The organism is Agrococcus sp. BE272 (assembly GCF_031457935.1).
GTDB lineage: Bacteria > Actinomycetota > Actinomycetes > Actinomycetales > Microbacteriaceae > Agrococcus > Agrococcus sediminis.
Genome location: NZ_JAVDXL010000003.1, coordinates 152,806 through 174,206, shown reverse-complemented (window position 1 = coordinate 174,206; position 21,401 = coordinate 152,806). Strand labels below are relative to the sequence as shown.

The 21,401-nt window shown below is 72.5% G+C and carries 21 protein-coding genes; 15 read left to right on the top strand and 6 right to left on the bottom strand.

What is annotated here, in order from left to right:
* Position 1 precedes the first annotated feature (1 nt).
* The 3 genes from J2X49_RS11660 to J2X49_RS11650 all read right to left on the bottom strand — a co-directional run bounded on the left by J2X49_RS11660 (position 2) and on the right by J2X49_RS11650 (position 2,243).
* Complete coding sequence (locus tag J2X49_RS11660) at positions 2-934, bottom strand: alpha/beta hydrolase (protein WP_310126488.1); 933 nt, start codon at positions 932-934, stop codon at positions 2-4.
* Positions 931-1,974 carry an alpha/beta hydrolase gene (locus tag J2X49_RS11655; RefSeq protein ID WP_310126486.1) on the bottom strand — a complete coding sequence of 348 codons (1,044 nt, stop codon included), beginning with the start codon at positions 1,972-1,974 and terminating at the stop codon, positions 931-933. Before J2X49_RS11655 ends, J2X49_RS11660 begins: the two co-directional genes overlap by 4 nt.
* A gap of 107 nt (positions 1,975-2,081) precedes the next feature.
* Positions 2,082-2,243, bottom strand: a complete 162-nt coding sequence (locus tag J2X49_RS11650; protein WP_164877051.1) for a hypothetical protein — start codon at positions 2,241-2,243, stop codon at positions 2,082-2,084.
* Positions 2,244-2,360: 117 nt separating this feature from the next.
* Between J2X49_RS11650 and J2X49_RS11645 the strand changes: the two genes are divergently transcribed.
* The 8 genes from J2X49_RS11645 (at position 2,361) to J2X49_RS11610 (ending at position 10,833) form a co-directional block, all read left to right on the top strand.
* The gene (locus tag J2X49_RS11645; RefSeq protein ID WP_310126482.1) at positions 2,361-2,933 is read left to right on the top strand and encodes an isochorismatase family protein; all 573 of its coding nucleotides are present in this window, start codon (positions 2,361-2,363) and stop codon (positions 2,931-2,933) included.
* A 93-nt stretch (positions 2,934-3,026) separates the two neighbouring features.
* Positions 3,027-5,207: an MMPL family transporter gene (locus J2X49_RS11640; RefSeq protein ID WP_310126480.1), complete on the top strand. Its 2,181-nt coding sequence runs from the start codon at positions 3,027-3,029 to the stop codon at positions 5,205-5,207.
* Between the two features lie 85 nt (positions 5,208-5,292).
* Positions 5,293-5,958: a GntR family transcriptional regulator gene (locus J2X49_RS11635; protein WP_310126478.1), complete on the top strand. Its 666-nt coding sequence runs from the start codon at positions 5,293-5,295 to the stop codon at positions 5,956-5,958.
* Complete coding sequence (locus tag J2X49_RS11630) at positions 5,955-6,854, top strand: NAD(P)-dependent oxidoreductase (protein ID WP_310126476.1); 900 nt, start codon at positions 5,955-5,957, stop codon at positions 6,852-6,854. The genes J2X49_RS11635 and J2X49_RS11630 overlap by 4 nt, the downstream gene beginning before the upstream one ends.
* Entirely contained in the window at positions 6,851-7,270 is a 420-nt protein-coding gene (locus J2X49_RS11625; protein ID WP_310126475.1) for a carboxymuconolactone decarboxylase family protein, read from the top strand. The genes J2X49_RS11630 and J2X49_RS11625 overlap by 4 nt, the downstream gene beginning before the upstream one ends.
* Before the next feature lie 17 nt (positions 7,271-7,287).
* A complete protein-coding gene (locus J2X49_RS11620; protein ID WP_310126474.1) occupies positions 7,288-8,085 on the top strand; it encodes an N-acyl homoserine lactonase family protein in 798 nt (265 codons plus the stop codon).
* Complete coding sequence (locus J2X49_RS11615) at positions 8,082-9,302, top strand: alpha/beta hydrolase (RefSeq protein ID WP_310126471.1); 1,221 nt, start codon at positions 8,082-8,084, stop codon at positions 9,300-9,302. The genes J2X49_RS11620 and J2X49_RS11615 overlap by 4 nt, the downstream gene beginning before the upstream one ends.
* A 46-nt stretch (positions 9,303-9,348) precedes the next feature.
* The gene (locus J2X49_RS11610) at positions 9,349-10,833 is read left to right on the top strand and encodes an NAD-dependent succinate-semialdehyde dehydrogenase (RefSeq protein WP_310126468.1); all 1,485 of its coding nucleotides are present in this window, start codon (positions 9,349-9,351) and stop codon (positions 10,831-10,833) included.
* A gap of 20 nt (positions 10,834-10,853) precedes the next feature.
* On the opposite strand, the gene J2X49_RS11605 is transcribed toward J2X49_RS11610, so the two are convergent.
* Positions 10,854-11,777 carry a LysR family transcriptional regulator gene (locus J2X49_RS11605; RefSeq protein WP_310126465.1) on the bottom strand — a complete coding sequence of 308 codons (924 nt, stop codon included), beginning with the start codon at positions 11,775-11,777 and terminating at the stop codon, positions 10,854-10,856.
* A 79-nt stretch (positions 11,778-11,856) separates the two neighbouring features.
* Here J2X49_RS11605 and J2X49_RS11600 point away from each other — a divergent pair, with 79 nt between their 5' ends.
* Positions 11,857-13,182, top strand: coding sequence for an MFS transporter (locus tag J2X49_RS11600; protein ID WP_310126462.1), 1,326 nt, complete (start codon positions 11,857-11,859; stop codon positions 13,180-13,182).
* 4 nt (positions 13,183-13,186) lie between these two features.
* Positions 13,187-14,131, top strand: a complete 945-nt coding sequence (locus J2X49_RS11595; RefSeq protein WP_310126457.1) for a carbon-nitrogen hydrolase family protein — start codon at positions 13,187-13,189, stop codon at positions 14,129-14,131.
* A 10-nt stretch (positions 14,132-14,141) separates the two neighbouring features.
* On the opposite strand, the gene J2X49_RS11590 is transcribed toward J2X49_RS11595, so the two are convergent.
* Together J2X49_RS11590 and J2X49_RS11585 are read right to left on the bottom strand one after the other, a co-directional pair.
* Positions 14,142-15,170, bottom strand: a complete 1,029-nt coding sequence (locus tag J2X49_RS11590; protein ID WP_310126454.1) for a nitronate monooxygenase — start codon at positions 15,168-15,170, stop codon at positions 14,142-14,144.
* 10 nt (positions 15,171-15,180) lie between these two features.
* Positions 15,181-16,971: an ABC transporter ATP-binding protein gene (locus tag J2X49_RS11585; RefSeq protein ID WP_310126451.1), complete on the bottom strand. Its 1,791-nt coding sequence runs from the start codon at positions 16,969-16,971 to the stop codon at positions 15,181-15,183.
* A 54-nt stretch (positions 16,972-17,025) separates the two neighbouring features.
* Between J2X49_RS11585 and J2X49_RS11580 the strand changes: the two genes are divergently transcribed.
* Genes J2X49_RS11580 through surE form a run of 5 tightly spaced genes read left to right on the top strand, consistent with a single transcriptional unit; the run spans position 17,026 to position 21,344 of the window.
* The gene (locus J2X49_RS11580) at positions 17,026-17,952 is read left to right on the top strand and encodes an ABC transporter ATP-binding protein (protein WP_128188817.1); all 927 of its coding nucleotides are present in this window, start codon (positions 17,026-17,028) and stop codon (positions 17,950-17,952) included.
* On the top strand, positions 17,949-18,806 hold the full coding sequence (locus J2X49_RS11575; RefSeq protein WP_146357889.1) for an ABC transporter permease: 858 nt from the start codon (positions 17,949-17,951) through the stop codon (positions 18,804-18,806). The genes J2X49_RS11580 and J2X49_RS11575 overlap by 4 nt, the downstream gene beginning before the upstream one ends.
* A complete protein-coding gene (locus J2X49_RS11570; protein ID WP_128188815.1) occupies positions 18,803-19,627 on the top strand; it encodes an ABC transporter permease in 825 nt (274 codons plus the stop codon). Before J2X49_RS11575 ends, J2X49_RS11570 begins: the two co-directional genes overlap by 4 nt.
* A gap of 29 nt (positions 19,628-19,656) precedes the next feature.
* Positions 19,657-20,586 carry a PfkB family carbohydrate kinase gene (locus tag J2X49_RS11565; protein WP_310126445.1) on the top strand — a complete coding sequence of 310 codons (930 nt, stop codon included), beginning with the start codon at positions 19,657-19,659 and terminating at the stop codon, positions 20,584-20,586.
* Positions 20,586-21,344 carry a 5'/3'-nucleotidase SurE gene (gene surE, locus J2X49_RS11560; protein ID WP_310126443.1) on the top strand — a complete coding sequence of 253 codons (759 nt, stop codon included), beginning with the start codon at positions 20,586-20,588 and terminating at the stop codon, positions 21,342-21,344. The genes J2X49_RS11565 and surE overlap by 1 nt, the downstream gene beginning before the upstream one ends.
* Positions 21,345-21,401: the final 57 nt, after the last annotated feature.

The window sequence follows — 21,401 nt, the reverse complement described above, 5'->3', positions numbered from 1 at the left end:
GTCAGGCTCCGCGGATGAGCTGCAGGAGATCCTCGGTCAGCTCGAGCGGCGAGGTCTCGCACGGGCTGTGCCCGCCCGGGTACACCGAGAGGCGCGCGCCGATCTCGGCGGCGAAGCGGCGATGCAGCTCGAGCGGCCAGATGTCGTGCTCGCCCACCGCGACGAGCTTCGGCAGGCGCGCGGTGGCGAGGATCCCGCGCACGTCGGGCGTGTGCTGCATGAGCTCGAAGGCGTCGGTGACCGATCGGCGCCGGGTCAGGCCGAAGCGCTGCCGCACGAAGCGGATGCGCGAGCGCGGGACGCGGGCGACGTTGCGGCGCAGCGCCCACACCACGATCGCCGCGTTGACGCGGCTGCTCGCGACGACGCTGAACCGCCCCACCACGGGGACGTCGCGGAAGCCCGGGCCGGGCCGGGGCGGGCAGCTCATGAGCGTCAGGCTCGAGAACAGCTCGGGCCGTCGCACGAGCGCGAGCTGCGCGACGATGCCGGCGAACGAGTACCCGAGCACGTGCGACGGGCCGCCGCGGGACTCGAGCAGCGCGATGAGGTCGTCGACGAACAGGTCGTAGTCGTAGCGGGCGCGCGGCGGCACGAGGTGCTCCGGGCCCGCCTCGGCCGACTCGTACTGGCCCGCGAGGTCGTAGCTGAGCGCGCGCAGCCCGGCATGCGCGAGGCCCGGCAGGACGAGCGAGAAGTCCTCCTTCGATCCGGTCAGGCCGGGCACGAGCAGCACCGACTCGCCCTCCTCGGGCCCCATGCTGAGGGTCGCCAGCCGTCCGCTCGGGGCGTCGAACCACGAGCGGGAGGCGCCGCGCGGCGTCGCGGTCCAGTCGGCGACGTCGACGACGCGGGCGCCGGCGCCGGTGTGCCAGCGCTCCGGCGGCCCGCCGCCCTCCGGAGCGGGACCCGGGCCGCCGCGCGTCGCGGTCATGCGCGGAGGCCCTCCGGGGCTGCGCCCGTCACCCTCTGCACGAACCGGTGCAGCCGGCGGTACACCTCCTGCGACTCGGCGTGCGCGGCGTTCTGCTGCCACGTGTGCACCGCCCTGCGCGCCGACCGGTCGTACACGAGCGCCTCGACCGGGATGCGGTGCGCGCGGAGCCGCTGGAGGAAGTTCATGTTGGCGCGGTAGAAGTAGTCGCGCTCGGAGGTGGTCACGAGCACGGGCGGGAACTCCGGCGCGAGCCACTCGATCGGCGAGAGGAACCGGGCCTCGCCGCGCAGCCAGCGCATCGCGGCCGACGCCGTCGCGCCCCGGACGTGCCGGTGGCGGGGCACGAGCATGCGGATGAAGTCGAGGCTGAGCGCGGAGCCCCGCTCGAAGACGACGGAGAAGTCGACCACGCTGCAGTGCTGCACGAGCCCCTTCACGATGCGCCGGTCGGGGACGGAGGCCAGCGCGTGGTGGTGCTGCAGCTCGGGGTGGAAGGAGGCGGCGGTGAGCAGCGCGGCGATCTGCCCGCCCGCGGAGTCGCCGCCGAGCACCACCGACTCGGGGTCGCCCCCGTAGGAGGCGATGTGCTCGGTGACCCACGCCATCACGGCTGCCGCGTCCTGCAGGATGTGCCCCATGTGGGCGCGCGTCGCACGGCGGTAGTTGGCGTTGACGACCACCATCCCGCCGACGCTCTGGCTCGCGCAGTACTTCGTGAGCGCGGCCTTGTCGCCGGAGGTCCACCCGCCGCCGTGGAAGTAGACGTAGACCGGCAGCGGCGCCGCCCCGGCGCCCGCTCGATCGGCGTGCCACGCGGGCGACAGCACGTCGAGGCGGTGCGCGGCGTCGCCGTCCCCGACGTAGTCGATGTCGAGGTCGTAGCGGACGTCGGCGATCGGGTCTGCGTTGAACGTGCGCAGCTCGCGGCCCGCGACCGCGCGCATCATGGCGCGCCACGCCCAGACCGGCACGCCGCGCGACGGCAGCGCCCGGCGGAGGGCTCGCCAGAGGCGGGTCAGCCCCGGTCCCGTCGTCATGCGTGCACCTGCTCGCCGATCCTGCGCCGACCGGTGCGGCCGCACCGCACGACGCTCTGGCGCCTCACGATACGGCCGCGCCCTCGGCGCCCGCTATGCCCTGTCGGTCAGCGGCCGAACAGCGACGCGAAGAAGCCGCGCTTCGGCTCGTCCTGGTGGCCTCCGCACCACTGCGAGGCGGGCACGCCGCGGCGCACCTCGGCGACGTGCTGGCCGCAGCCTGCCCAGGTGGTCTTGCCGCAGGTTCGGCAGCGGACGGAACGGCACATGATGTCTCCTCGAGGCGATCGGCAATACCCCTGGGGGTATGTGGTCGCGACCCACGATACCCACCGGGGTATCGTCTCCGCAACTCGGCCGAGGCATCCGAGTCCTACGCTGGGCGCATGACCACAGCACTCCTGATCGTCGATGTGCAGAACGACTTCACCGAGGGCGGCGCGCTCGGCACGACGGGCGGGGCGGCGGTCGCCGCCGCGATCACCGAGCACCTGCGCACCCACGAGTACGCGCTCGTGGCCGCGAGCCGCGACTGGCACGACCCCGACAGCGACAACGGCGGGCACTTCGCGGCAGGGGAGCCCGACTTCGTCGACTCCTGGCCGGTGCACTGCGTCGCCGGCACCGAGGGCGCCGAGTACCACCCCGCGCTCGACGCGCTCGCGATCGACGTCCACATCAAGAAGGGACAGGGCGAGCCCGCGTACTCCGCGTTCGAGGGCACGACCGACGACGGCGAGACGCTCGGCGAGGTGCTGGAGGAGCAGGGCGTCGATCGGCTCGACGTCGTCGGCATCGCGACCGACTACTGCGTGAAGGCCTCGGCGCTCGACGCGGCACTCGCCGGGCTCTCCGTGCGGGTCATCGACGGCCTGACCTCCGCGGTGTCGCCCGTGACCCGCGCGGCGGCGCTCGACGAGCTGCGGGACGCGGGCGTGGAGGTCGTCGGCCTGCCGTAATCGAGATGTAGCCGAACTACATGTAGCCTGTCTGCATTGCGCGTCCGAGCGATGCGCTGTTTACATAGCCGAACTAACAGATAGGCTGGCTAAGTGGCTACCTCCTCCCGCACCTCGTCCACCCGTCGCGTGCCCACCTGGCTGCGGGTGCTCATCCCCGCCGTCCTGATCCTGGGCTGGCTCGCCGCGCTCGGGCTCGGCGGCCCGACCTTCGGCCGGCTCTCGTCGGTCGTGTCGAACGACCAGACGAGCTTCCTGCCGGCCAGCGCCGACTCGACCGAGGTGCAGTCGCTGCTGCCGGAGTTCCTCGGCGCCGACGAGGTGCCCGCGATCGTGGTGCTCGCGACCGAGGGCGAGCTCGACGAGGGCGACCTCGAGCAGGTCGAGCAGCTGCGGCAGGAGATCGCCGAGCTCGAGGGCGTCGTCGAGGTGTCGCCGGTCATTCCGAGCGACGACGGCCAGGCCGCGCAGGTCGTGGCGCTGCTCGACGGCTCCGGCTCGACCGAGGAGCTCACCGAGACGGTCGAGGCCGTGCGCCTGGCGCTCGAGGAGGCCGAGCTGCCCGCCGGCGCCACCGCAGCGGTGACCGGCCCCGCAGGCTTCAGCGCCGACATCTCGGCCGCCTTCGCCGGCATCGACGGCATCCTGCTGCTCGTCGCGCTCGGCGCCGTGCTCGTCATCCTCATCGTGGTCTACCGGTCGCCGCTGCTGCCGATCCTGGTGCTGCTGACCTCGGTCGCCGCGCTGTGCCTGGCGATCCTCGTGGTGTTCCTGCTGGCGCAGGCCGGCGTCCTCACGCTCAGCGGCCAGACCCAGGGCATCCTCTTCATCCTCGTCGTCGGCGCGGCGACCGACTACGGCCTCCTCTACACCGCGCGCTACCGCGAGGCGCTCGGGCAGGAGCGCTCGCGCTGGCGCGCGACGCTGCAGGCGCTCCGCGGCTCGTTCGAGCCCATCATCGCCTCGGGCGGCACGGTGATCGCGGGCCTGCTGTGCCTGCTCCTGAGCGACCTCGTCTCCAACCAGCAGCTCGGCCCGGTCGCCGCCATCGGCATCGCGGCGGCGATCCTCGCCGGCCTCACGCTGCTGCCCGCCCTGCTGCTGGCGTTCGGGCGCGTCGCCTTCTGGCCGTTCGCGCCGACGCCCGAGCGGCCGCGCACGAAGCCCGAGGGCAAGGGCCTGTGGAACGCGGTCGCGCAGCTCGTCGACCGTCGCGCCCGCGCCGTGTGGATCGCCTCGGCGCTCGTGCTCGGCGTCGGCGCGGTGGGGCTCGTGCAGCTGCAGGCGAACGGCGTGCCCTCGAGCGAGTTCGTGGTGGGGGAGTCGCAGGCGCGCGACGGGCAGGAGCTGCTCTCGGCGCACTACCCGGGCGGCTCGGGCTCGCCCACGCAGATCCTCGCACCGGAGGGGGAGCTGGATGCGGTGGCCGAGGCCGCGGCGGAGGTCGACGGCGTCGACGGCGTCGCGGTCGCGAGCGAGGACTCGCCCGCCGGCTCGATCCCGCTGCCCGTGGACCCGGCCTCACCGTTCGCCGCGGCCACCCCGACCGTGGTCGAGGGGCAGGTGCTCATCCAGGCGACGCTCGTCGACGCCCCCGACTCGGACGCCGCGCAGGAGACCGTGCGGGAGCTGCGCGAGCGCGTGGCCGCCGTGACGCCCGACGCGATCGTCGGCGGGCCGACCGCGACCGCGATCGACACGAACGACGCATCCCAGCGCGACCGCGCGCTCATCATCCCGGTCGTGCTCGCGGTGATCCTGCTGATCCTGATGGCGCTGCTGCGCTCGATCGTGTCGGCGGTGCTGCTCATCGCCACCACGGTGCTGTCGTACGGGACGGCGCTCGGCGTCGGCGCCGTCATCCTCACCGCGCTCGGCGTGCCCGCGATGGACCCCTCGGTGCCGCTGTTCGCCTTCGTGTTCCTCGTCGCGCTGGGCGTCGACTACAACATCTTCCTCATGACCCGCGTGCGCGAGGAGGTCGGCAGGCTCGGGCACCGGGAGGGCGTGCTGCGCGGTCTGCGCGTCACCGGCGGCGTCATCACCTCCGCCGGCGTGGTGCTCGCGGCCACCTTCGCGGCACTCGGCGTGATCCCGGTGCTGTTCCTGCTGCAGCTCGCCATCATCGTCGCGCTCGGCGTGCTGATCGACACGACCATCGTGCGCTCGCTGCTGGTGCCGGCGCTCGCGCTCGAGATCGGCCCGAGGACGTGGTGGCCGTCGAGGCTGGGGCGGGAGGGCGCGCCGCTCGACCGCGCGGGCCGCCGCTCCTGAGCAGAGCGGGAGCCCCTCACGGTGCACGGACTTGCGACCGGCCAGGCATCGTAATACCGTCATACGCGATGAGGAGGTCGCGCCGATGCTGGAACGACGGGCCGCTCCCCTGAGGGAGCGCGCAGTGGAGGAGCTCCGTGCTTCGATTGTGCGGGGTGAGCTGCCCCCGGGGTCGCGCATCACGGAGAAGTCTGTCGAGCAGCGGCTCGGTGTGAGCAGGACCGTCGTGCGCGAGGCGCTCCGGCAGCTCGAGAGCGAGCGGCTCGTGCGCATCCAGCCGGGTATCGGCCCGGTCGTGTCCGAGCTCAGCGCCGACGAGGCCCGGCAGCTTTACGAGGTGCGAGCCGCCCTCGAGGCGGCTGCGGCCAGGCTGGCCGCCGGCTATGCGGACGAGGAGCACATCCGGGGACTGCGCGCGGCGTTCGAGCGGATCCCCGACGAGGCCCCCTCGTCGCTCGACGAGCTGCTCGCCCTCAAGAACGGCTTCTACACGGCGCTCATCGCGGCGAGCCGAAACCCCATCATCGGCGAGCAGCTCGCGAACGTGCAGGCGCGCATCAGCCAGCTCCGTGCCGTCACGCTCTCGGCACCCGGGCGCCAGCACGCGATGCGGACGGAGCTCGGCGCCGTCGTGGAGGCGATCGCCCGCCACGACGCCGACGCGGCGTTCGAGCTCTCGATGGCGCATGTCATGACCGCGTCCGCCATCGCACTGGAGCACCTCGACGCGAGCGCGGAGGACGCCGCGTGAGCGCGACGCTGTTCGTCGGCCTCGGCAGGATGGGCGCGCCGATGGCGCGGCGGCACGCCGCCGCCTTCCCGACGCGCGTCTACGACGTCTTCCCGGATGCGGTCAGCGCGGTCGCCGCCGCCTCGGAGGCCGAGCCTGTCGCCGACCTCGCGCGCGAGGGCGAGGCGATCGACGTCGTCATCCTGATGCTGCCGACGAGCCGGCACGTCGAGGACGCCCTGCGCGGACCGGACGGGGTCCTGCAGCGGCTGCGGCCGGGGAGCCTGGTGATCGACATGGGCTCGAGCGAGCCGTCCAGCACGCGTGCGCTCGCCGCGGATGCTGCGGCGCTCGGGATCGACTACGTCGACGCCCCGGTGTCGGGCGGGATCGCGAAGGCCGAGACCGGCGAGCTCACGATCATGGTGGGCGGGGAGCAGGCGCCGGTCGAGCGCGCGCGACCGCACCTGGAGACGGTCGGCGCATCGATCGTCCACGTCGGCCCTGCGGGTGCCGGCCATGCCGCCAAGGCGCTCAACAACCTGGTCAGCGCCGCGAACATCGCGGTCGCGACCGAGGCCGTCATCGTCGCGAAGCACTACGGCATCGAGCCGTCGACGATGGTCGAGGTGCTGAACGCCTCCACCGGCATGAGCCAGGCGACGCAGGTCAAGTTCCCGCAGCACATCCTGCCGGGCAGCTACGCATCGAGGTTCGCCTACGACCTGATGCTGAAGGACATGGGGATCGCCCGCAGGATGGCCGACGAGGTCGGCTTCTCGCCCGTGACGGCGGCGGCGTTCGAGACGCTCGCCGACGGCCGAGCCTCGCTCGGCGACGACCCCGACCACACCGAGATCGCGCGGGTCTACGAGCGCGCGACGGGCATCACCATCGACGAAGGGCACGCAGCATGACGACCATCGACCCGCAGGAGTACATCGACGACATGGCGCGGAAGCGCGGCTACGTCCTTGACTACCACAAGGTCATGGCGAAGCAGGACTTCCCCGTGCTGCAGGCCGCGAACCACATGGTCTCCGCCGCCTACCTGGATCAGCGCACGCTCGACCGCAAGACGAAGGAGCTCATCTTCATCGTCTCGCTCACCGTGATGCGGGCCTCGAAGGGCCACCTCCAGTCGCACATCCGGGTCGCGCTCGACCTCGGCCTGACGCCCACCGAGATCCTCGAGGCGATCGAGATCGCGCTGCCGGAGGCGGGCATCGTGGCGTTCCAGGCCGGCTTCGAGGCGTGGCGCGAGGTCGTCGGCGCCGACGGCATCGAGCCGACCGTCGAAGTGCACCAGGGCGGCTCCGGGGCCGGCGAGTAGCGGCCGGCACGAGCAGCATGACGATCCAGCACCCGTGGGAGGTCGTGGTCGTGCGGCACGGCACGCGCGCCGCGCGCCGCAACGACGTGTTCCTCAACTACGCCTTCTACGGCGAGGACGACGGGCCCTTCACGCTCGACTACTTCCTGTGGGTGCTGCGGCGCGGCGGCGAGGCCATCGTCGTTGACACGGGCTACTCCGCGGCGGGCGCGCTCGCACGCGATCGCACGGTGCTCATCGACCCGCTGGAGGCGGTGCGGCGCCTCGGCATCGACCCGGCCTCGGGCGTGCCGGTCGTCGTCACCCACGCGCACTACGACCACATCGGCAACCTGGGCGCGTTCTCGTCGTCGCCCGTGCACATCTCCCAGGCCGAGATGGACTTCTGGACGAGCGAGGTCGCGACCCGGCCGCTCTTCTCGCACTTCGGCGACCAGGAGGAGATCGAGCAGCTGCGCCTCGCGCAGGCCGAAGGGCGGCTGCGCACCTTCAGCGGCGAGCAGGGCATCGCCGACGGGGTGCGGCTCATCGAGGTGGGCGGGCACACGCCGGGCCAGGCGATGGTCATGGTCGAGACGGCTGCGGGGCGCGTGCTCATCGCGAGCGATGCGGCGCACTTCGTCGAGGAGCTCGAGCGCGACATGCCCTTCGTCTCCATGGCCGACGTGCCGCAGTCCTACCGCGTCCTCGACCGCATCCGGGCGGCCGACGCCGCCTACGTCCTGACGGGCCACGACGCGGGCACGCTCGACGAGCTGGAGGCCTTCGGGGAGTCGCTCGCGGGTCTCGCGGCCGTCATCGGGCGACAGTCGTGAGCCTGCCCGCCGACATCGTCGCGGCGTGCGCCGACGACGCGCGGCTGCGATCGATGGCGCGCGGCGCCGACGTCGTGCTCGCACTCGCCGACGCGCGCGGCGAGCAGCGCGTCTGGCTGCGCGACGGCGAGATCGAAGACGCTGCCGGCGCCGAGCCGCGCTTCCGGATCCGGATGGACGACGACGCATGGTCGGCCCTGCTGGCGGAGGAGCCGGTCCCGGGTGCGCAGCACGTGCTCGCGATGCTGCGCGACGGCCGCGCGAGCATCGCGGGCGACGAGACCTCCTTCGCCCAGCACCTGCACCTCGTGCGCCGGCTCATCGAGGCGCTCCGCGCCCGCCCTGCGGCGTCCGGGCGCCACGCGGGGCCGAGCGAGCTGCGGCCGTTGAGCCTGCGGGGCGGGTACGTGCGCGTCGAAGGCCCGCACGGCGTCTCCGACGTCTACGTCGAGCGCGCCGGCCGAGGGCAGCAGCTGCTGTGCCTCGCGACCGCAGGCAGCGACTCAAGCCAGTACCACGGGCTCGTGACGGACACGGATCTCAGCGAGCGGTTCGAGATCGTGGCAGTCGACCTGCCGTGGCACGGCAAGTCGATGCCGGTCCGTGGTGTCGATCCGGCCGACTACCGCCTCGATCCCGCCGGCTACACGGCGCTCATCGTCGCCATCGCCGACGCCGCAGCGCTCGAGCGACCGATCCTCGTCGGCCCGTCCATGGCGGGAGCCGCGGTCGTCCGGGCCGTCGCGACGCATCCGCACCGGTTCGCCGGCGCGGTCTCGTGCCAGGCGGGCTCGAGCGTGCGCGGCAGGAGCACGCCGGCCTTACGCTCCCCGCTCGTCAACCAGGCCCTGCACGTGCCCGAGTGGACCTACGGCCTGATGAACCCTGCTTCCCCCCGTGACCACCGCGACCTGGTGTGGTGGGGGTACTCGCGTGGCGGCTACGGCGCCTACGACGCCGACATCACGGGCTACCAGCAGTGGGACGTCGCCGAGGTCGAGCACCTGCTGACGCCCGAGTCGCCGCACATCGCGGTGCTGAGCGGCGCCTACGACACCAGCGTGCCGCCGGAGGCCTCGCGGGCGCTCGCGGCACGCATCCCGAACAGCTCGTTCGCGGTGATGCCCGACCTGGGGCACTTCCCGCACGCCGAGCATCCCGCGCGCTTCGCGACGTACCTCGAGGCCGCGATCGCGCGGATCCACCACGCCGCGTAGCACGCGCTTCGTATACGATGTCACCGTTCCCGTCGAAGGAGTCCTCATGAGCGTCAACACCCAGATCGACAGCCGCGAGTCGGAGGTCCTCGAGGCCGTGCAGGGCCGGCTGTTCATCGGCGGCGAATGGGTCGAGGGGGAGCAGGGCACGATCGACGTGCGCGACCCGGCGACCGGCGAGGTCATCAAGCAGATCGCGAACGGCTCGGTCGAGGACGGCGTGCGAGCGCTCGACGCGGCGGTCGCGGCGCAGGAGGAGTGGGCGCGCACGCCCGCTCGCGTGCGCGGCGAGATCCTGCGGAAGGCGTTCGACCTGCTGCAGGAGCGCAAGGAGGAGTTCGCGCTGCTCATGACGCTCGAGATGGGCAAGCCGCTGGCCGAGGCCCGCGGCGAGGTCGCCTACGGCGGCGAGTTCCTGCGCTGGTTCTCGGAGGAGGCGGTGCGCATCGACGGCCGCTACATGATGACGCCCGAGGGCACGGGCCAGATGATCGTGACCCATCGGCCGGTCGGCCCGTGCTTCCTGATCACGCCGTGGAACTTCCCGCTCGCGATGGCGACCCGCAAGATCGCGCCCGCGCTCGCCGCGGGCTGCACCGCGGTCGTGAAGCCGGCGACGCTGACGCCGCTGACGACGCTGGCACTCGTGGGCCTGCTGGAGGAGGCGGGCCTGCCGAAGGGCGTCGTGAACGTCATCACGACGAAGTCGACCGGCGCGCTCTCGGAGCGGCTGCTGGCCGACCCGCGGCTGCGGAAGGTGTCGTTCACGGGCTCGACGCCCGTGGGTGTGCAGCTGCTGAAGCAGGCGGCCGACAACGTCCTGAAGGCGTCCATGGAGCTCGGCGGCAACGCGCCGTTCGTGGTGTTCGACGACGCCGACCTCGACAAGGCGGTCGAGGGCGCGCTGCTGGCGAAGTTCCGCAACATCGGGCAGGCCTGCACGGCCGCGAACCGCTTCATCGTGCACGAGTCGATCGCCGACGAGTTCGCACGCCGCGTCGGCGACGCGGTGAAGGCGATGAAGATCGGCCGCGGCACTGAGGAGGGCGTGCAGATCGGCCCGCTCGTCGAGGACAAGGCGGTCGACAACGCCGTGCGGCTCGTCGAGTCGGCGGTCGCCGACGGCGCGACGCTCGTCACCGGCGGCAGGGCGATCGACGGGCCCGGCTCGTTCTTCGAGCCGACCGTGCTCGACGGCGTGGATGCGTCGATGGCGGTGTCGATCGAGGAGATCTTCGGGCCGGTGGTGGCGATCCAGCGCTTCGCGACCGAGGACGACGCGGTGCGGCTCGCGAACGCCACCGAGTACGGCCTCGTGGGCTACGTCTTCACCGAGGACACCAAGCGCGGCCAGCGCATGATCGACCGCATCGACACGGGCATGATGGGCCTGAACGTCGGCGTCGTCTCCAACGCGGCGGGCCCGTTCGGCGGCGTGAAGCAGTCGGGCCTCGGCCGCGAGGGCGGCGCCGAGGGCATCCACGAGTACCTCGAGACGAAGTACACGCTGATGCCCAACCCGTTCGCCTGACCGACGCGCGCCGCGGCGGCTCAGACCGCCGCGGCGAAGCGCTTGAGGATGCCGCGGAGCCAGGCGTTCTCGGACGAGCCGTCCGACCGCGTGCTCCACGACGCGGAGATCGAGAAGCGCGGGGCCTCGATGGGCACAGGGCTGGTGTCGAGCCCCGTCGCGCCTGCGATCGCTCGCGCGGCGTGCTCGGGGATCGTCGCGACGGCCGGCACCGCCCGGAGCAGGGTCGCCAGCCCGCCGAAGTGGCTGATGGTGCACACGGTCCTGCGGGTGCGGCCCAGCTCCGCCATCCGGTCGTCGACCCAGCCGCGCTGCAGGTCGAAGGACACGCGGACGTGGTCGGACTCCAGGTACTCCTGCCGGGTCATCGGCAGTGAGCATCCGACGCTGTCCCGGTCGAACAGGCACAGGTAGGTGCCCGAGAAGAGCGGCTCGGACTGCGTGCTCGCCGGTTGCTGCTGCGGCGTGAGAGCGACGACCGCATCGACCCTGGGATCCTGGAGCGTCTCGCGCCACAGCGTGCTGTTCGTCTGATGGATGGCGAAGCCGATCGTCCAGCCGTGCGTCAGGCGCTCGGTGATCAGCCACGGCGCGAGCACGGCCTCCACGTCATCGGACATGGCCAGGTGGAAGACGCGGGTGGACCGGAGCGGGTCGAAGGCGTCGTCGTCGAAGATCACCTCGCCGATGGACGCCAGGTTGGGCCCGACCCGAGCTGAGATCGCGAGCGCGCGCGCGGTGGGGACCATCCCCCCGCGGGCGCGCATGAACAACGGGTCGTCGAAGAGCACCCGGAGCCTGGCGAGTGCCGCGCTCACGGCGCTCTGGCTGAGGCTCAGCTTCACGGCCGCACGCGTGACGTTGCGCTCCTGGCACAGCACCTGGAAGACCACGAGCAGGTTGAGGTCCACTCGCCGAAGATCGACCGTGTTCATAGTGCTCATGCTAATCATCGATGAAGCAAGACGGTATTACCGTATGACGGTACGCTGACGGCACCGCGCAGTGGACAAGGGAGATCACATGTCGCAGAACGCCGTCGACCAGCAGGTCGGCACCCACGAGCTCAGGGAGCTCTCCAGCGCCGACCGCCGCAAGCGCATGGTCGCTGTCGGTATCGGCAACTTCATGGAGTGGTTCGACTTCGCCATCTACGGCTACTTCGCCGCGATCATCGGCGCGCAGTTCTTCCCCTCCGGCGACGCCACCGCCGAGATGCTGTCGGCGCTCGCCGTCTTCGCCGTCGGGTTCCTCGCACGCCCCATCGGTGCGCTGTTCCTCGGCCCCATGGGCGACCGGTTCGGCCGGCGTACGGTGCTCATCATCACGGTCCTCGGCATGGGCGTCATCACCGCGCTGATCGGGCTCGTCCCGGCCTACGGGACCATCGGCATCGCCGCGCCCATCATCATCGTCGTCCTCCGCCTGCTGCAGGGCATGATGGTCGGCGGCGAGTGGACGAGCGCCGCCGCGTACATCGGGGAGAGCGCGCCGAAGCACAAGCGCGCGCTGTACGCCAGCCTGGTCACGGCGACGGCCGGCCTCGCGTTCCTGGTCGGCACGCTGACCGCGGTCGCGCTCACGGCGGTCATGGACTCGGAGGCGCTCGCGAGCTGGGGCTGGCGTGTGCCGTTCATCGCATCGCTCGCGATGGCGATCGTGGCGGTCTACATCCGCCGCAAGCTCGAGGACACGCCCGTCTTCGAGGAGGTCGAGCGCAAGCGCAAGGCGAACACCATCGAGCACACGACCGGCGGCGACAAGGCCAAGGCCTTCGTCATGACGCTGGCCTTCGCGGGCATCTTCGGCGTGTCGCTCTACTACCTCGTCACCTACGCCAACAACCACCTCTCCGGGCCAGTGGGCATGGAGCGCTTCGAGGCGCTGTGGGCCACGGCGGTCGTCATGGTGATCTACGTCGCGTTCAACCCGCTCATGGGCCTCGCGGCCGACCGATGGGGCCGGAAGCCCGTGAACCACTTCGGCATCATCGGTCTGATCCTGTGGTCGCTGCCCGCGTTCCTGCTGATGAACACCGGCAACCCGTTCCTGGTGATCGTCGGCCTGGTGCCCTTCGCCCTGTTCGTGGCGGCCACGGCGGTCACGAACAACGTGCTGCTGGTCGAGGTCTTCCCCGCGTCGATCCGGGCGACCGGCTCGGCGGTCGGCTACAACATCGCCTACGCGCTGCTCGCCGGCCCCGGCCCGCTGATCGCCGCTGCGCTGGTCGCCAACACCGGCCTGCTGTACTCGCCCGCCATCTACGTGATCGCCGTCGGGCTCGTCGCGCTGGCGGTGCTGTGGCCGCTCCTGCCGGAGACGAAGGGCCGCGACATCTCGCACGGCTAGATCGATGACCGACAGGGAGACGAGCATGTACAAGGTCGCAGTGATCCAGGCGGCGTCGGTGCCGTTCGACGCCGACGCCGCAACCACCAGGGCGGAGCAGCTCATCGCCGAGGTCGCCGCGAACGGCGCGGAGCTCGCGGTGTTCCCCGAGGCCTTCATCGGCGGCTACCCGAAGGGGACGTCCTTCGGGACGGCGATCGGCACCCGGACGGATGCCGGCCGCACGGAGTACCTGCGGTACGTGGGCGGCGCGGTGCGGCTCGATGGCGAGGAGGTGCGCCGACTCGAGGGCGCCTCGGCCGAGCACGGCGTGCACCTGGTCGTCGGCGTCATCGAGCGACTGGGCAACACGCTCTACTGCACCGCGCTGATGATCTCGCCGACCGAGGGCCTCGTCGGCAAGCACCGCAAGCTGATGCCCACCGCCACGGAGCGTCTCGTCTGGGGGTTCGGGGACGGCTCGACCCTCGACACCATGGAGACGCCCGGGGGGCGGGTCGGCACCGTCATCTGCTGGGAGAACTACATGCCGCTGCTGCGGCAGGCGATGTACGCGAAGGGCGTGGAGATCTACTGCATGCCGACCGCGGACGATCGCCCGACCTGGCAGGCCACGGCGCAGCACATCGCGATCGAGGGGCGCGTCTTCGTGCTCTCGAGCTGTCAGGTCATCACGAGGGATGCGTTCCCGGATGATCATCCCGTCGAGTACGAGCTGCCCGGCGGCGACATCCTGATGCGCGGTGGGAGCGTGATCATCGATCCGGCCGGACAGGTGCTCGCGGGTCCGGTCTTCGACGAGGAGGCGATCCTGTACGCCGACCTCGACCCGGATGCCAAGACCCGCTCGCACCTCGACTTCGATGCGGTGGGCCACTATGCGCGGCCCGATGTCTTCACGCTGACGGTGCACGAAGGGCCGGCGGAGTCGGTGCGCTTCCTGCCCTAGCCGCGCCGCCTCACACCTGCGAGGCGAGCTGCGCGAGCACCTCGCCTGCGGGGCCCTCGGTCGCGCTGCGCCAGCCGGTGCCGGCCCACAGGTGCAGCCGGTCGGCATCGCCCGCTCGGCCCGCCGCCTGGCGGAGCTCGCGGGTGAGGTGGTGCACGGCGGGGTAGGCCGCCGGCGCCGCGGCGTCGTGCCTGTCGATGAAGCCGTTGCGCAGCGCCCGCGCCGGTCGACCGGTGAACGCCCGGGTCAGCACGGTCTCGGTGCAGCGCGGATCCCGCAGCGCGGCGCGGTGCGTCGGCGAGGTGCCGGCCTCGTCGGTGCGCAGCAGGAGCGTCCCCACGGTGACCGCCTCCGCGCCGGCGTCGAGCAGCGCGCGCACCGCGGCCGGTCCGTCGACGCCGCCCGCGGCGATCACCGGCAGGTCGACCGAGCGCAGCACCCCGCGCACGACCGATGCCGTCGGGGCCGGCTCGATCGCGCGGAGCGGGTCGTGGGTCGCGGAGTGCCCGCCGGCGTCGGGGCCCTGCACCACGAGTCCGTCGACGCCTGCTGCGGCGGCGCGGCCGGCCTCCTCCGGCGTCGTGACGCTGGCGAGCACGCGCGTGCCGCGCTGCTGCAGGGCCGCGATCTCGGACCGCGGCGGCAGGCCGAACGTGAGCGAGACGACCGGCACGGGGTGCGCGAGCAGGTGGTCGAGCTTGGCCTCCCAGGCGTCGTCGTCCTCGACGGGCTCGGGGTCGAGGCGCAGGCCATAGGCGTCCGCCTCCGGCTGCAGGCGCTCGGCGTACGCCGCGAACGCCGCGCGGTCCACCGCGGCGCTCGCGGGCACGAAGAGGTTGACCCCGAACGGCGCGTCGAGCGCGCGGAGCTGCTCGATCTCGCCCGCCATCGCCTCCGGCGCCTTGTAGCCGGCGGCGAGGAACGGGAAGGCGCCGGCCGCCGCCGCGGCGGTGGCGAGCGCCACCGAGGTCGGGCCGCCCGCCATGGGTGCGGCGGCCAGCGGCAGGTCGGTCGAGAGCAGGGAGCTCCTGGCGGTCATGGTGCCTCCTTCACGCTGCCGGGGCGAGCAGCTGGTGGGCCGCGAGCTCGCGGTAGAGCGGCGAGGTCTCGAGCAGCTCGGCGTGCGTGCCCGTCGCGAGCACGCGGCCGGCCTCGAGGACGACGATCTGGTCGGCGTCGATTACGGTCGCGAGCCGATGTGCGATCACGAGCGTGGTGCGGCCCTCGCTCGCGACGTCGAGCGCGAGCTTGAGCGAGGCCTCGTTGCGCGCGTCGAGGTTGGCGGTCGACTCGTCGAGCAGCAGGATCGGCGTCGCGGCGAGCAGCGCCCGCGCGATCGCGAGCCGCTGCCGCTCGCCGCCCGAGAGCAGCACGCCGCCCTCGCCGACCTCGGCGCCCAGCCCGTCCGCGGCGCGGCGCACGAGCTCGCCCAGGTTCACCGACTCGAGCGCGGCGAGCAGCTGCTCGTCGGTGGCGTCCGGCGCGCCGAGCAGCAGGTTGTCGCGCAGCGACCCGGCGAGCACGGGCGCGTCCTGCTCGACGTAGCCGATGCGGGAGCGCAGGGATGCGCGGTCCACGTCGCGGACGTCCTCGCCGCCGACGAGCACGCGGCCCGCGTCCGCGTCGTAGAAGCGCTCGACGAGCGCGAACGCCGTCGACTTGCCGGCGCCCGACGGGCCGACGATCGCCGTGCGGGTGCCCGCCGGCACGGCGAACGAGACTCCTTCGAGCACCGGCCGGTCGGGGGAGGACGGGTACGCGAAGGCGACGTCCTCGAAGGCGACCATGGGCGCACCCGGCCGCGGCTCGAGCGCGACGCGGGCATCCGCATCCGTCTCCGAGGGGAGGCGCACGATCTCCTGGATGCGCCCCAGCGCGCCGAGCGCGACGCTCACCGCCGAGATCGCCCCGGCGAGCTGGCCGAGCGGCATGATCATGAGGAACAGGAACAGCAGGAAGCCGACCAGCTGCGCGATGCCGATCTCGCCGGTGGCGACCCGCAGGCCGCCGACGCCGAGCACCACGAGGAACGCGAGCTGCATCGCGACGCCGAAGATCGGCACGACGAGCGCCGAGATGCGCGCGACGCCGACACCGGCCGCGAACGCGTCGCCGGCGCGGTCGCCGATCGCCCGTGCCTCGCGCTCGGTCGCGCCCGCGGCGCGCACCGTGCGCACGGCCGAGATGGCGCGCTCGAGCGCGCTCGTGAGGTGCCCGACCTGCTCCTGGGCGCGGCCGGAGGCGCGCGTGAGCAGCGGCATCACCGCGAGCATCGCGGCGATCGCGACGCCCAGCACGAGCACGGTCAGGCCCAGCAGCAGCGGATCGATGACGAGCATCGCGATCACCGCGCCCACGAGCGTCAGCAGGCCGCCGATCGACTCGACGAGCCCCTGCGTGAGCACGGCGCGCAGCAGCGTCGTGTCGCTGCCGACCCGGCTGACCAGGTCGCCAACGCGGCGGGCGTCGAACTCGGCGATCGGCAGCCGCAGGAGCGAGCCGACGAGCGTGCGGCGCGTGCGCAGCACGACGTGCTCGCCGAGCACCTGCAGCAGGAAGTGCTGGAAGCCGTCGAGCACCGCGCCCACCACGACGATCACGAGCAGGAGGAGCGGCAGCCACGCGAGCGGCTCCGACCGCTCGACGCGGGCGATGAGCTCCTGCGCGAGCGCGGGCTGGGCGAGCGAGAAGGCGGCGCCCAGCACCGACAGCACGATCGCGCCGGCGAGCAGCCCCTTCTTGGGGAAGAGGTAGGGCAGCAGCTCGCGGAGGCTCGCCCGCGGCCCGTCGTCGCCCCGCCGCCGGCCGAAGATCCCTCGTCGCTCGCTCATCGCATCCATTCTCCCGCTTCCCGGGGGCGCCGATGTCGGCGGCAGGGCCTAGCATCGGGAACCGTGCCAGCACCGGTGATCGAGGCCAAGGGCCTGACGAAGCAGTACGGCGACTTCACGGCGGTCGACGGGATCGACTTCGCGATCGAGCCGGGGGAGGCGTTCGGGTTCCTCGGCCCCAACGGCGCGGGCAAGTCGACCACGATGCGCATGATCGCGGCGACGTCGACGCGCACGTCGGGCGAGCTCCGCGTGCTCGGCTTCGACCCCGAGAGCCACGGGCCCGAGATCCGCGCCCAGCTCGGCATCGTGCCGCAGGCCGACCAGCTCGACGAGGAGCTGCGGGTCATCGACAACCTCATCGTCTACGGCCGCTACTTCGGCCTGCCGCTGCCGTACGTGAAGCGCCGGGCCGAGGAGCTGCTCGAGTTCGCGCAGCTCACCGAGAAGCGCAAGGCCCGCGTCGACGGGCTCTCGGGCGGCATGAAGCGCCGGCTCACGATCGCGCGCGGACTCATCAACAGCCCCAAGGCGATGCTGCTCGACGAGCCGACCACGGGCCTCGACCCGCAGGCGCGGCACGTGCTGTGGGACCGCCTCTTCCGGCTGAAGGAGGAGGGCACGACGCTCGTGCTCACCACGCACTACATGGATGAGGCCGAGCAGCTCTGCGACCGGCTCGTGGTGGTCGACAAGGGCACCATCGTCGCCGAGGGCAGCCCCGCCGCGCTCATCCGGCAGTACTCCACCCGCGAGGTGCTCGAGGTGCGGTTCGGCTCGAGCCGCAACGCCGAGGCGGCGACCGTGATCGAGGGCATCGGCTCGCGCATCGAGGTGCTGCCCGACCGCGTGCTCGTCTACGACGACGACGGCGAGGCGGCGATGTCGGCGGTGCACGAGCGCGGCCTGCAGCCGATCACGAGCCTCGTGCGGCGCTCGAGCCTGGAGGACGTCTTCCTGCGGCTGACGGGAAGGTCGCTGATCGAATGAGCGGCACGGTGCAGCGCCGCGGGCTCGTCGACGTGGGCGGCGTCGACCACGCCGCCGTCGCGCGCTCCTCGCGGTCGTGGGGCTGGTGGTTCGTCGCCGAGCACCGCATCCGGTCGATGCGCTCGTACGTCGCGTCGTGGGTCGCGATCGGCGTCGGCTCGCCGTTCCTGTTCCTGCTGGGGCTCGGCGTGGGCCTCGGGCTGCTGGTCGACGCCAACCAGGGCGCCGCGGGCGTCGACGGCGTGCCGTACCTGACCTTCCTCGCGCCGGCGCTCGCGATGGCGACGGTGATGCAGACCGCGTCGCAGGAGAACACCTACGGCGTCTTCGGCGGCTTCAAGTGGTTCCCGATGTTCTTCGCCATGAACGGCACCCCGATCGGGCCCGCGCACATCGTGATCGGCTTCCAGGTGTCGGTGCTCGTGCGGGTGCTGCTGCCGCTCGTCGCCTTCGTGCTCGTGATGGTGCTCTTCGGCATCGGCTCCGCGGCCGGGGCGATCCTGCTCGTGCCCATCGGGCTGCTGCTCGGCGCCGCGGTCGGCTTCGCGGTGATGTCGTGGGTCGCGACGCAGACCGAGGACCGCGGCCAGCTCTCCTTCATCGAGCGCTTCGTGGTCGTGCCGCTGACGCTCTTCTCGGGCACCTACTTCCCGCTCGAGACGCTGCCCTGGTTCCTGCACTGGATCGGCTGGATCTCGCCCCTCTGGCACGCGGCCGAGCTCGGCCGAGCGGCGCTGTACGGCGCCGCGCTCGCCCCTGGCATGGCGCTCGTGCACGTCGGCTACCTCGTGCTGCTGGCCGCCGCCACCTGCCTGCTCTCGATCCGCACCTTCCGACGGAGGCTCGACCGATGAACGAGCAGCTGCTCGAGGCGCCCGCGCCGACCGTCCGCGGACCGCTCCGCGGCATCTACGCCGGCAACACGCGCTCGGTCGTGGCCCGCGGCCTCCAGGTGATCGCCCGCAACAACTGGCTCATCGTCGTCACCGGCTTCTTCGAGCCGGTCTTCTACCTGCTCTCGATGGGCATCGGCCTCGGCGCCCTCATCGGCACCGTCGAGTTCTACGGCGCCGAGGTGCCGTACGCGGCCTACATCGCGCCCGCGCTCATGGCGGTGAGCGCGATGAACGGCGCCGTGTACGACTCGACGATGAACGTCTTCTTCAAGATGAACTACGCGAAGCTCTACCAGCAGATGCTGTCGACCTCGCTCGGCCCGCTCGACGTCGCGCTCGGCGAGATCCTGCTGGCGCTGTTCCGCGGCCTGCTGTACGCGTCGGGCTTCATGCTCGTGACGACCCTCATGGGGCTCAACCTCTCGTGGACGGCGATCCTGGCGATCCCCGCGGCGCTCGTCGTGGCGTTCGGCTTCGCCTCGTTCGGCATGGCCATCACGAGCTACATGAAGACCTTCCAGCACCTCGACTACGTCTACTTCGTCATGATGCCGATGTTCCTGCTGTCGGCGACGTTCTTCCCCATCGAGGTGTACCCGCAGGGCCTGCAGTGGGTGATCCAGGCGATGCCGCTGTGGCACGGCGTCGACATGATCCGGCAGCTGACGACCGGGCTCATCCAGCCGTCGATCCTGCTGCACCTGCTGTACTTCGCGGTGATGATCGTCGTGGGCCTGTGGTTCACGACCTCGCGCCTGCGGGCCCTCTTCCTGCGCTGACGCCCAGGCGGCGTGCCTAGGGTGGGCGCATGGCACGCGTGCTCGTCTTCGCCCCCGCTCCGACGCTCACGATCACGGTCGAGGAGCATGAGGGCGCACCCGACGTGCACCTGCACGTCGGCGGGCAGGGCGTGTGGCAGGCGCGGATGCTCGCGGCGCTCGGCGCCGACGTGACGGTCGTGTGCACGGTGGCGGGGGAGACGGGCGCGGTGGCGCGGCAGCTGCTCGACCGCGAGGGCTTCGAGGTCGTCGCGATCGACCGCGACGGGAACGGCCCGGCCTACGTGCACGACCGGCGCAGCGGCGACCGGCAGGAGGTCGTCGAGGCGCACGGCGAGCCGCTGACCCGGCACGACCTCGACGCGCTCTACTCGGCGACGCTGCGCGCGGCGATGGACGCCGAGCTCGTCATCCTCTCGGGGCCCGACGGCGACGAGATGCTCGAGGCGGATGTCTACCGCAGGCTCGCGAGCGACATGCGCGAGCTCGGGCGCACTGTGCTCGTCGACCTCGCCGGCGAGCGCCTCGCTGCCGCGCTCGAGGGCGGCGTCGACGTGCTGAAGGTCAGCCACGAGGAGCTGGTCGACGACGGCCGGGTCGACGACGGCGACGACGAGGGCCAGCTCGTCGCGGCCGCGCAGCAGCTCGCCGACGACGGCATCGCGCTCGTCGCGGTCACCCGCGCGGACGCCGGCTCGGTCGTCGTCGGCGAGGAGGGCGCGTGGCGCGTGGTCGCGCCGCAGCTCGAGCCGGTCGACACGCGAGGTGCCGGCGACTCGTACACGGCGGGCCTCGCTGCGGCGCTCGCGGCCGGCGGCAGCCACGCCGACGCGGTGCGCCTCGGCGCCGCGGCCGGCGCCGTCAACGCCACCCGGCGCGGGCTCGGCACCGGCGACGCCGACGCCATCCGCGCCATCGCCGGGCGGGTGGAGCTCGAGCCGATCGGGAAGGAGCGCTGATGCGCGCACTCATCACGAACGACGACGGCATCGACTCGCCGGGGCTCGCCGCTCTCGCGCGCGCCGCCGCCGACGCTGGCATGGAGGTCGTGGTCGCGGCCCCCGCCCACGAGCACTCCGGCGCCAGCGCATCCATCATCGCCACGCAGGGCACGGCGGTGACCGCTGCGGGCGGCAAGGGCACGGTGCGCTCCGAGCGCCGCACGGTGCCGGGCGTCGACGGCGAGGTCTACGCGGTGCACGCGGCGCCCGCGCTCATCGTGCTGCTCGCGCTCCACGGATCGTTCGGCGCCGTGCCCGACGTGGTGCTGAGCGGCATCAACCGCGGCGCGAACGTGGGCGGCGCGATCATGCACTCCGGCACCGTCGGCGCCGCGCTCACGGCGGCGCAGGGCGGCGTGCGCGCGCTCGCCGTCTCGCTCGACGTGGGGCTGCGCGACGGCGGCGACGAGCACTGGGAGACCGCGGCGGCGATCGCCGGCCGCGCGCTCGCGACGCTCGTCGGCGCGCCGGCGGGCACCATCCTCAACGTCAACGTGCCGGACGTGCCCGACCCCGCGGGGCTCGAGCTCGTCGAGGCGCCGCTCGCGCCGTTCGGCATCGTCCAGACCACGATGACCGAGCTCGACGGCGACGAGGTGCGGCTGTCGATCCGCGAGCACCGCGCCGCCGACGCGCCCGGCAGCGACATGGAGCGGCTCGCCGCCGGCAACGCGACCGTGACGGTCGTGCGCACGATCGCCGACCGCGGCGCCTGACGCGCGACGACGAGCGGCCCGCCACCCCGAGGGGCGGCGGGCCGCGGTCGAGCCGGG

What these genes read in the sequence shown, in the direction of transcription:
- J2X49_RS11655 (WP_310126486.1), bottom strand. Translation starts at nt 1,974, where the DNA reads ATGACGACGGGACCGGGGCTGACCCGCCTCTGGCGAGCCCTCCGCCGG.
- J2X49_RS11600 (WP_310126462.1), top strand. Translation starts at nt 11,857, where the DNA reads ATGTCGCAGAACGCCGTCGACCAGCAGGTCGGCACCCACGAGCTCAGG.
- J2X49_RS11575 (WP_146357889.1), top strand. Translation starts at nt 17,949, where the DNA reads ATGAGCGGCACGGTGCAGCGCCGCGGGCTCGTCGACGTGGGCGGCGTC.
- J2X49_RS11635 (WP_310126478.1), top strand. Translation starts at nt 5,293, where the DNA reads ATGCTGGAACGACGGGCCGCTCCCCTGAGGGAGCGCGCAGTGGAGGAG.
- J2X49_RS11595 (WP_310126457.1), top strand. Translation starts at nt 13,187, where the DNA reads ATGACCGACAGGGAGACGAGCATGTACAAGGTCGCAGTGATCCAGGCG.
- J2X49_RS11660 (WP_310126488.1), bottom strand. Translation starts at nt 934, where the DNA reads ATGACCGCGACGCGCGGCGGCCCGGGTCCCGCTCCGGAGGGCGGCGGG.
- J2X49_RS11610 (WP_310126468.1), top strand. Translation starts at nt 9,349, where the DNA reads ATGAGCGTCAACACCCAGATCGACAGCCGCGAGTCGGAGGTCCTCGAG.
- J2X49_RS11625 (WP_310126475.1), top strand. Translation starts at nt 6,851, where the DNA reads ATGACGACCATCGACCCGCAGGAGTACATCGACGACATGGCGCGGAAG.
- J2X49_RS11565 (WP_310126445.1), top strand. Translation starts at nt 19,657, where the DNA reads ATGGCACGCGTGCTCGTCTTCGCCCCCGCTCCGACGCTCACGATCACG.
- J2X49_RS11645 (WP_310126482.1), top strand. Translation starts at nt 2,361, where the DNA reads ATGACCACAGCACTCCTGATCGTCGATGTGCAGAACGACTTCACCGAG.
- J2X49_RS11585 (WP_310126451.1), bottom strand. Translation starts at nt 16,971, where the DNA reads ATGGATGCGATGAGCGAGCGACGAGGGATCTTCGGCCGGCGGCGGGGC.
- J2X49_RS11590 (WP_310126454.1), bottom strand. Translation starts at nt 15,170, where the DNA reads ATGACCGCCAGGAGCTCCCTGCTCTCGACCGACCTGCCGCTGGCCGCC.
- J2X49_RS11650 (WP_164877051.1), bottom strand. Translation starts at nt 2,243, where the DNA reads ATGTGCCGTTCCGTCCGCTGCCGAACCTGCGGCAAGACCACCTGGGCA.
- J2X49_RS11570 (WP_128188815.1), top strand. Translation starts at nt 18,803, where the DNA reads ATGAACGAGCAGCTGCTCGAGGCGCCCGCGCCGACCGTCCGCGGACCG.
- J2X49_RS11620 (WP_310126474.1), top strand. Translation starts at nt 7,288, where the DNA reads ATGACGATCCAGCACCCGTGGGAGGTCGTGGTCGTGCGGCACGGCACG.
- J2X49_RS11605 (WP_310126465.1), bottom strand. Translation starts at nt 11,777, where the DNA reads ATGAGCACTATGAACACGGTCGATCTTCGGCGAGTGGACCTCAACCTG.
- surE (WP_310126443.1), top strand. Translation starts at nt 20,586, where the DNA reads ATGCGCGCACTCATCACGAACGACGACGGCATCGACTCGCCGGGGCTC.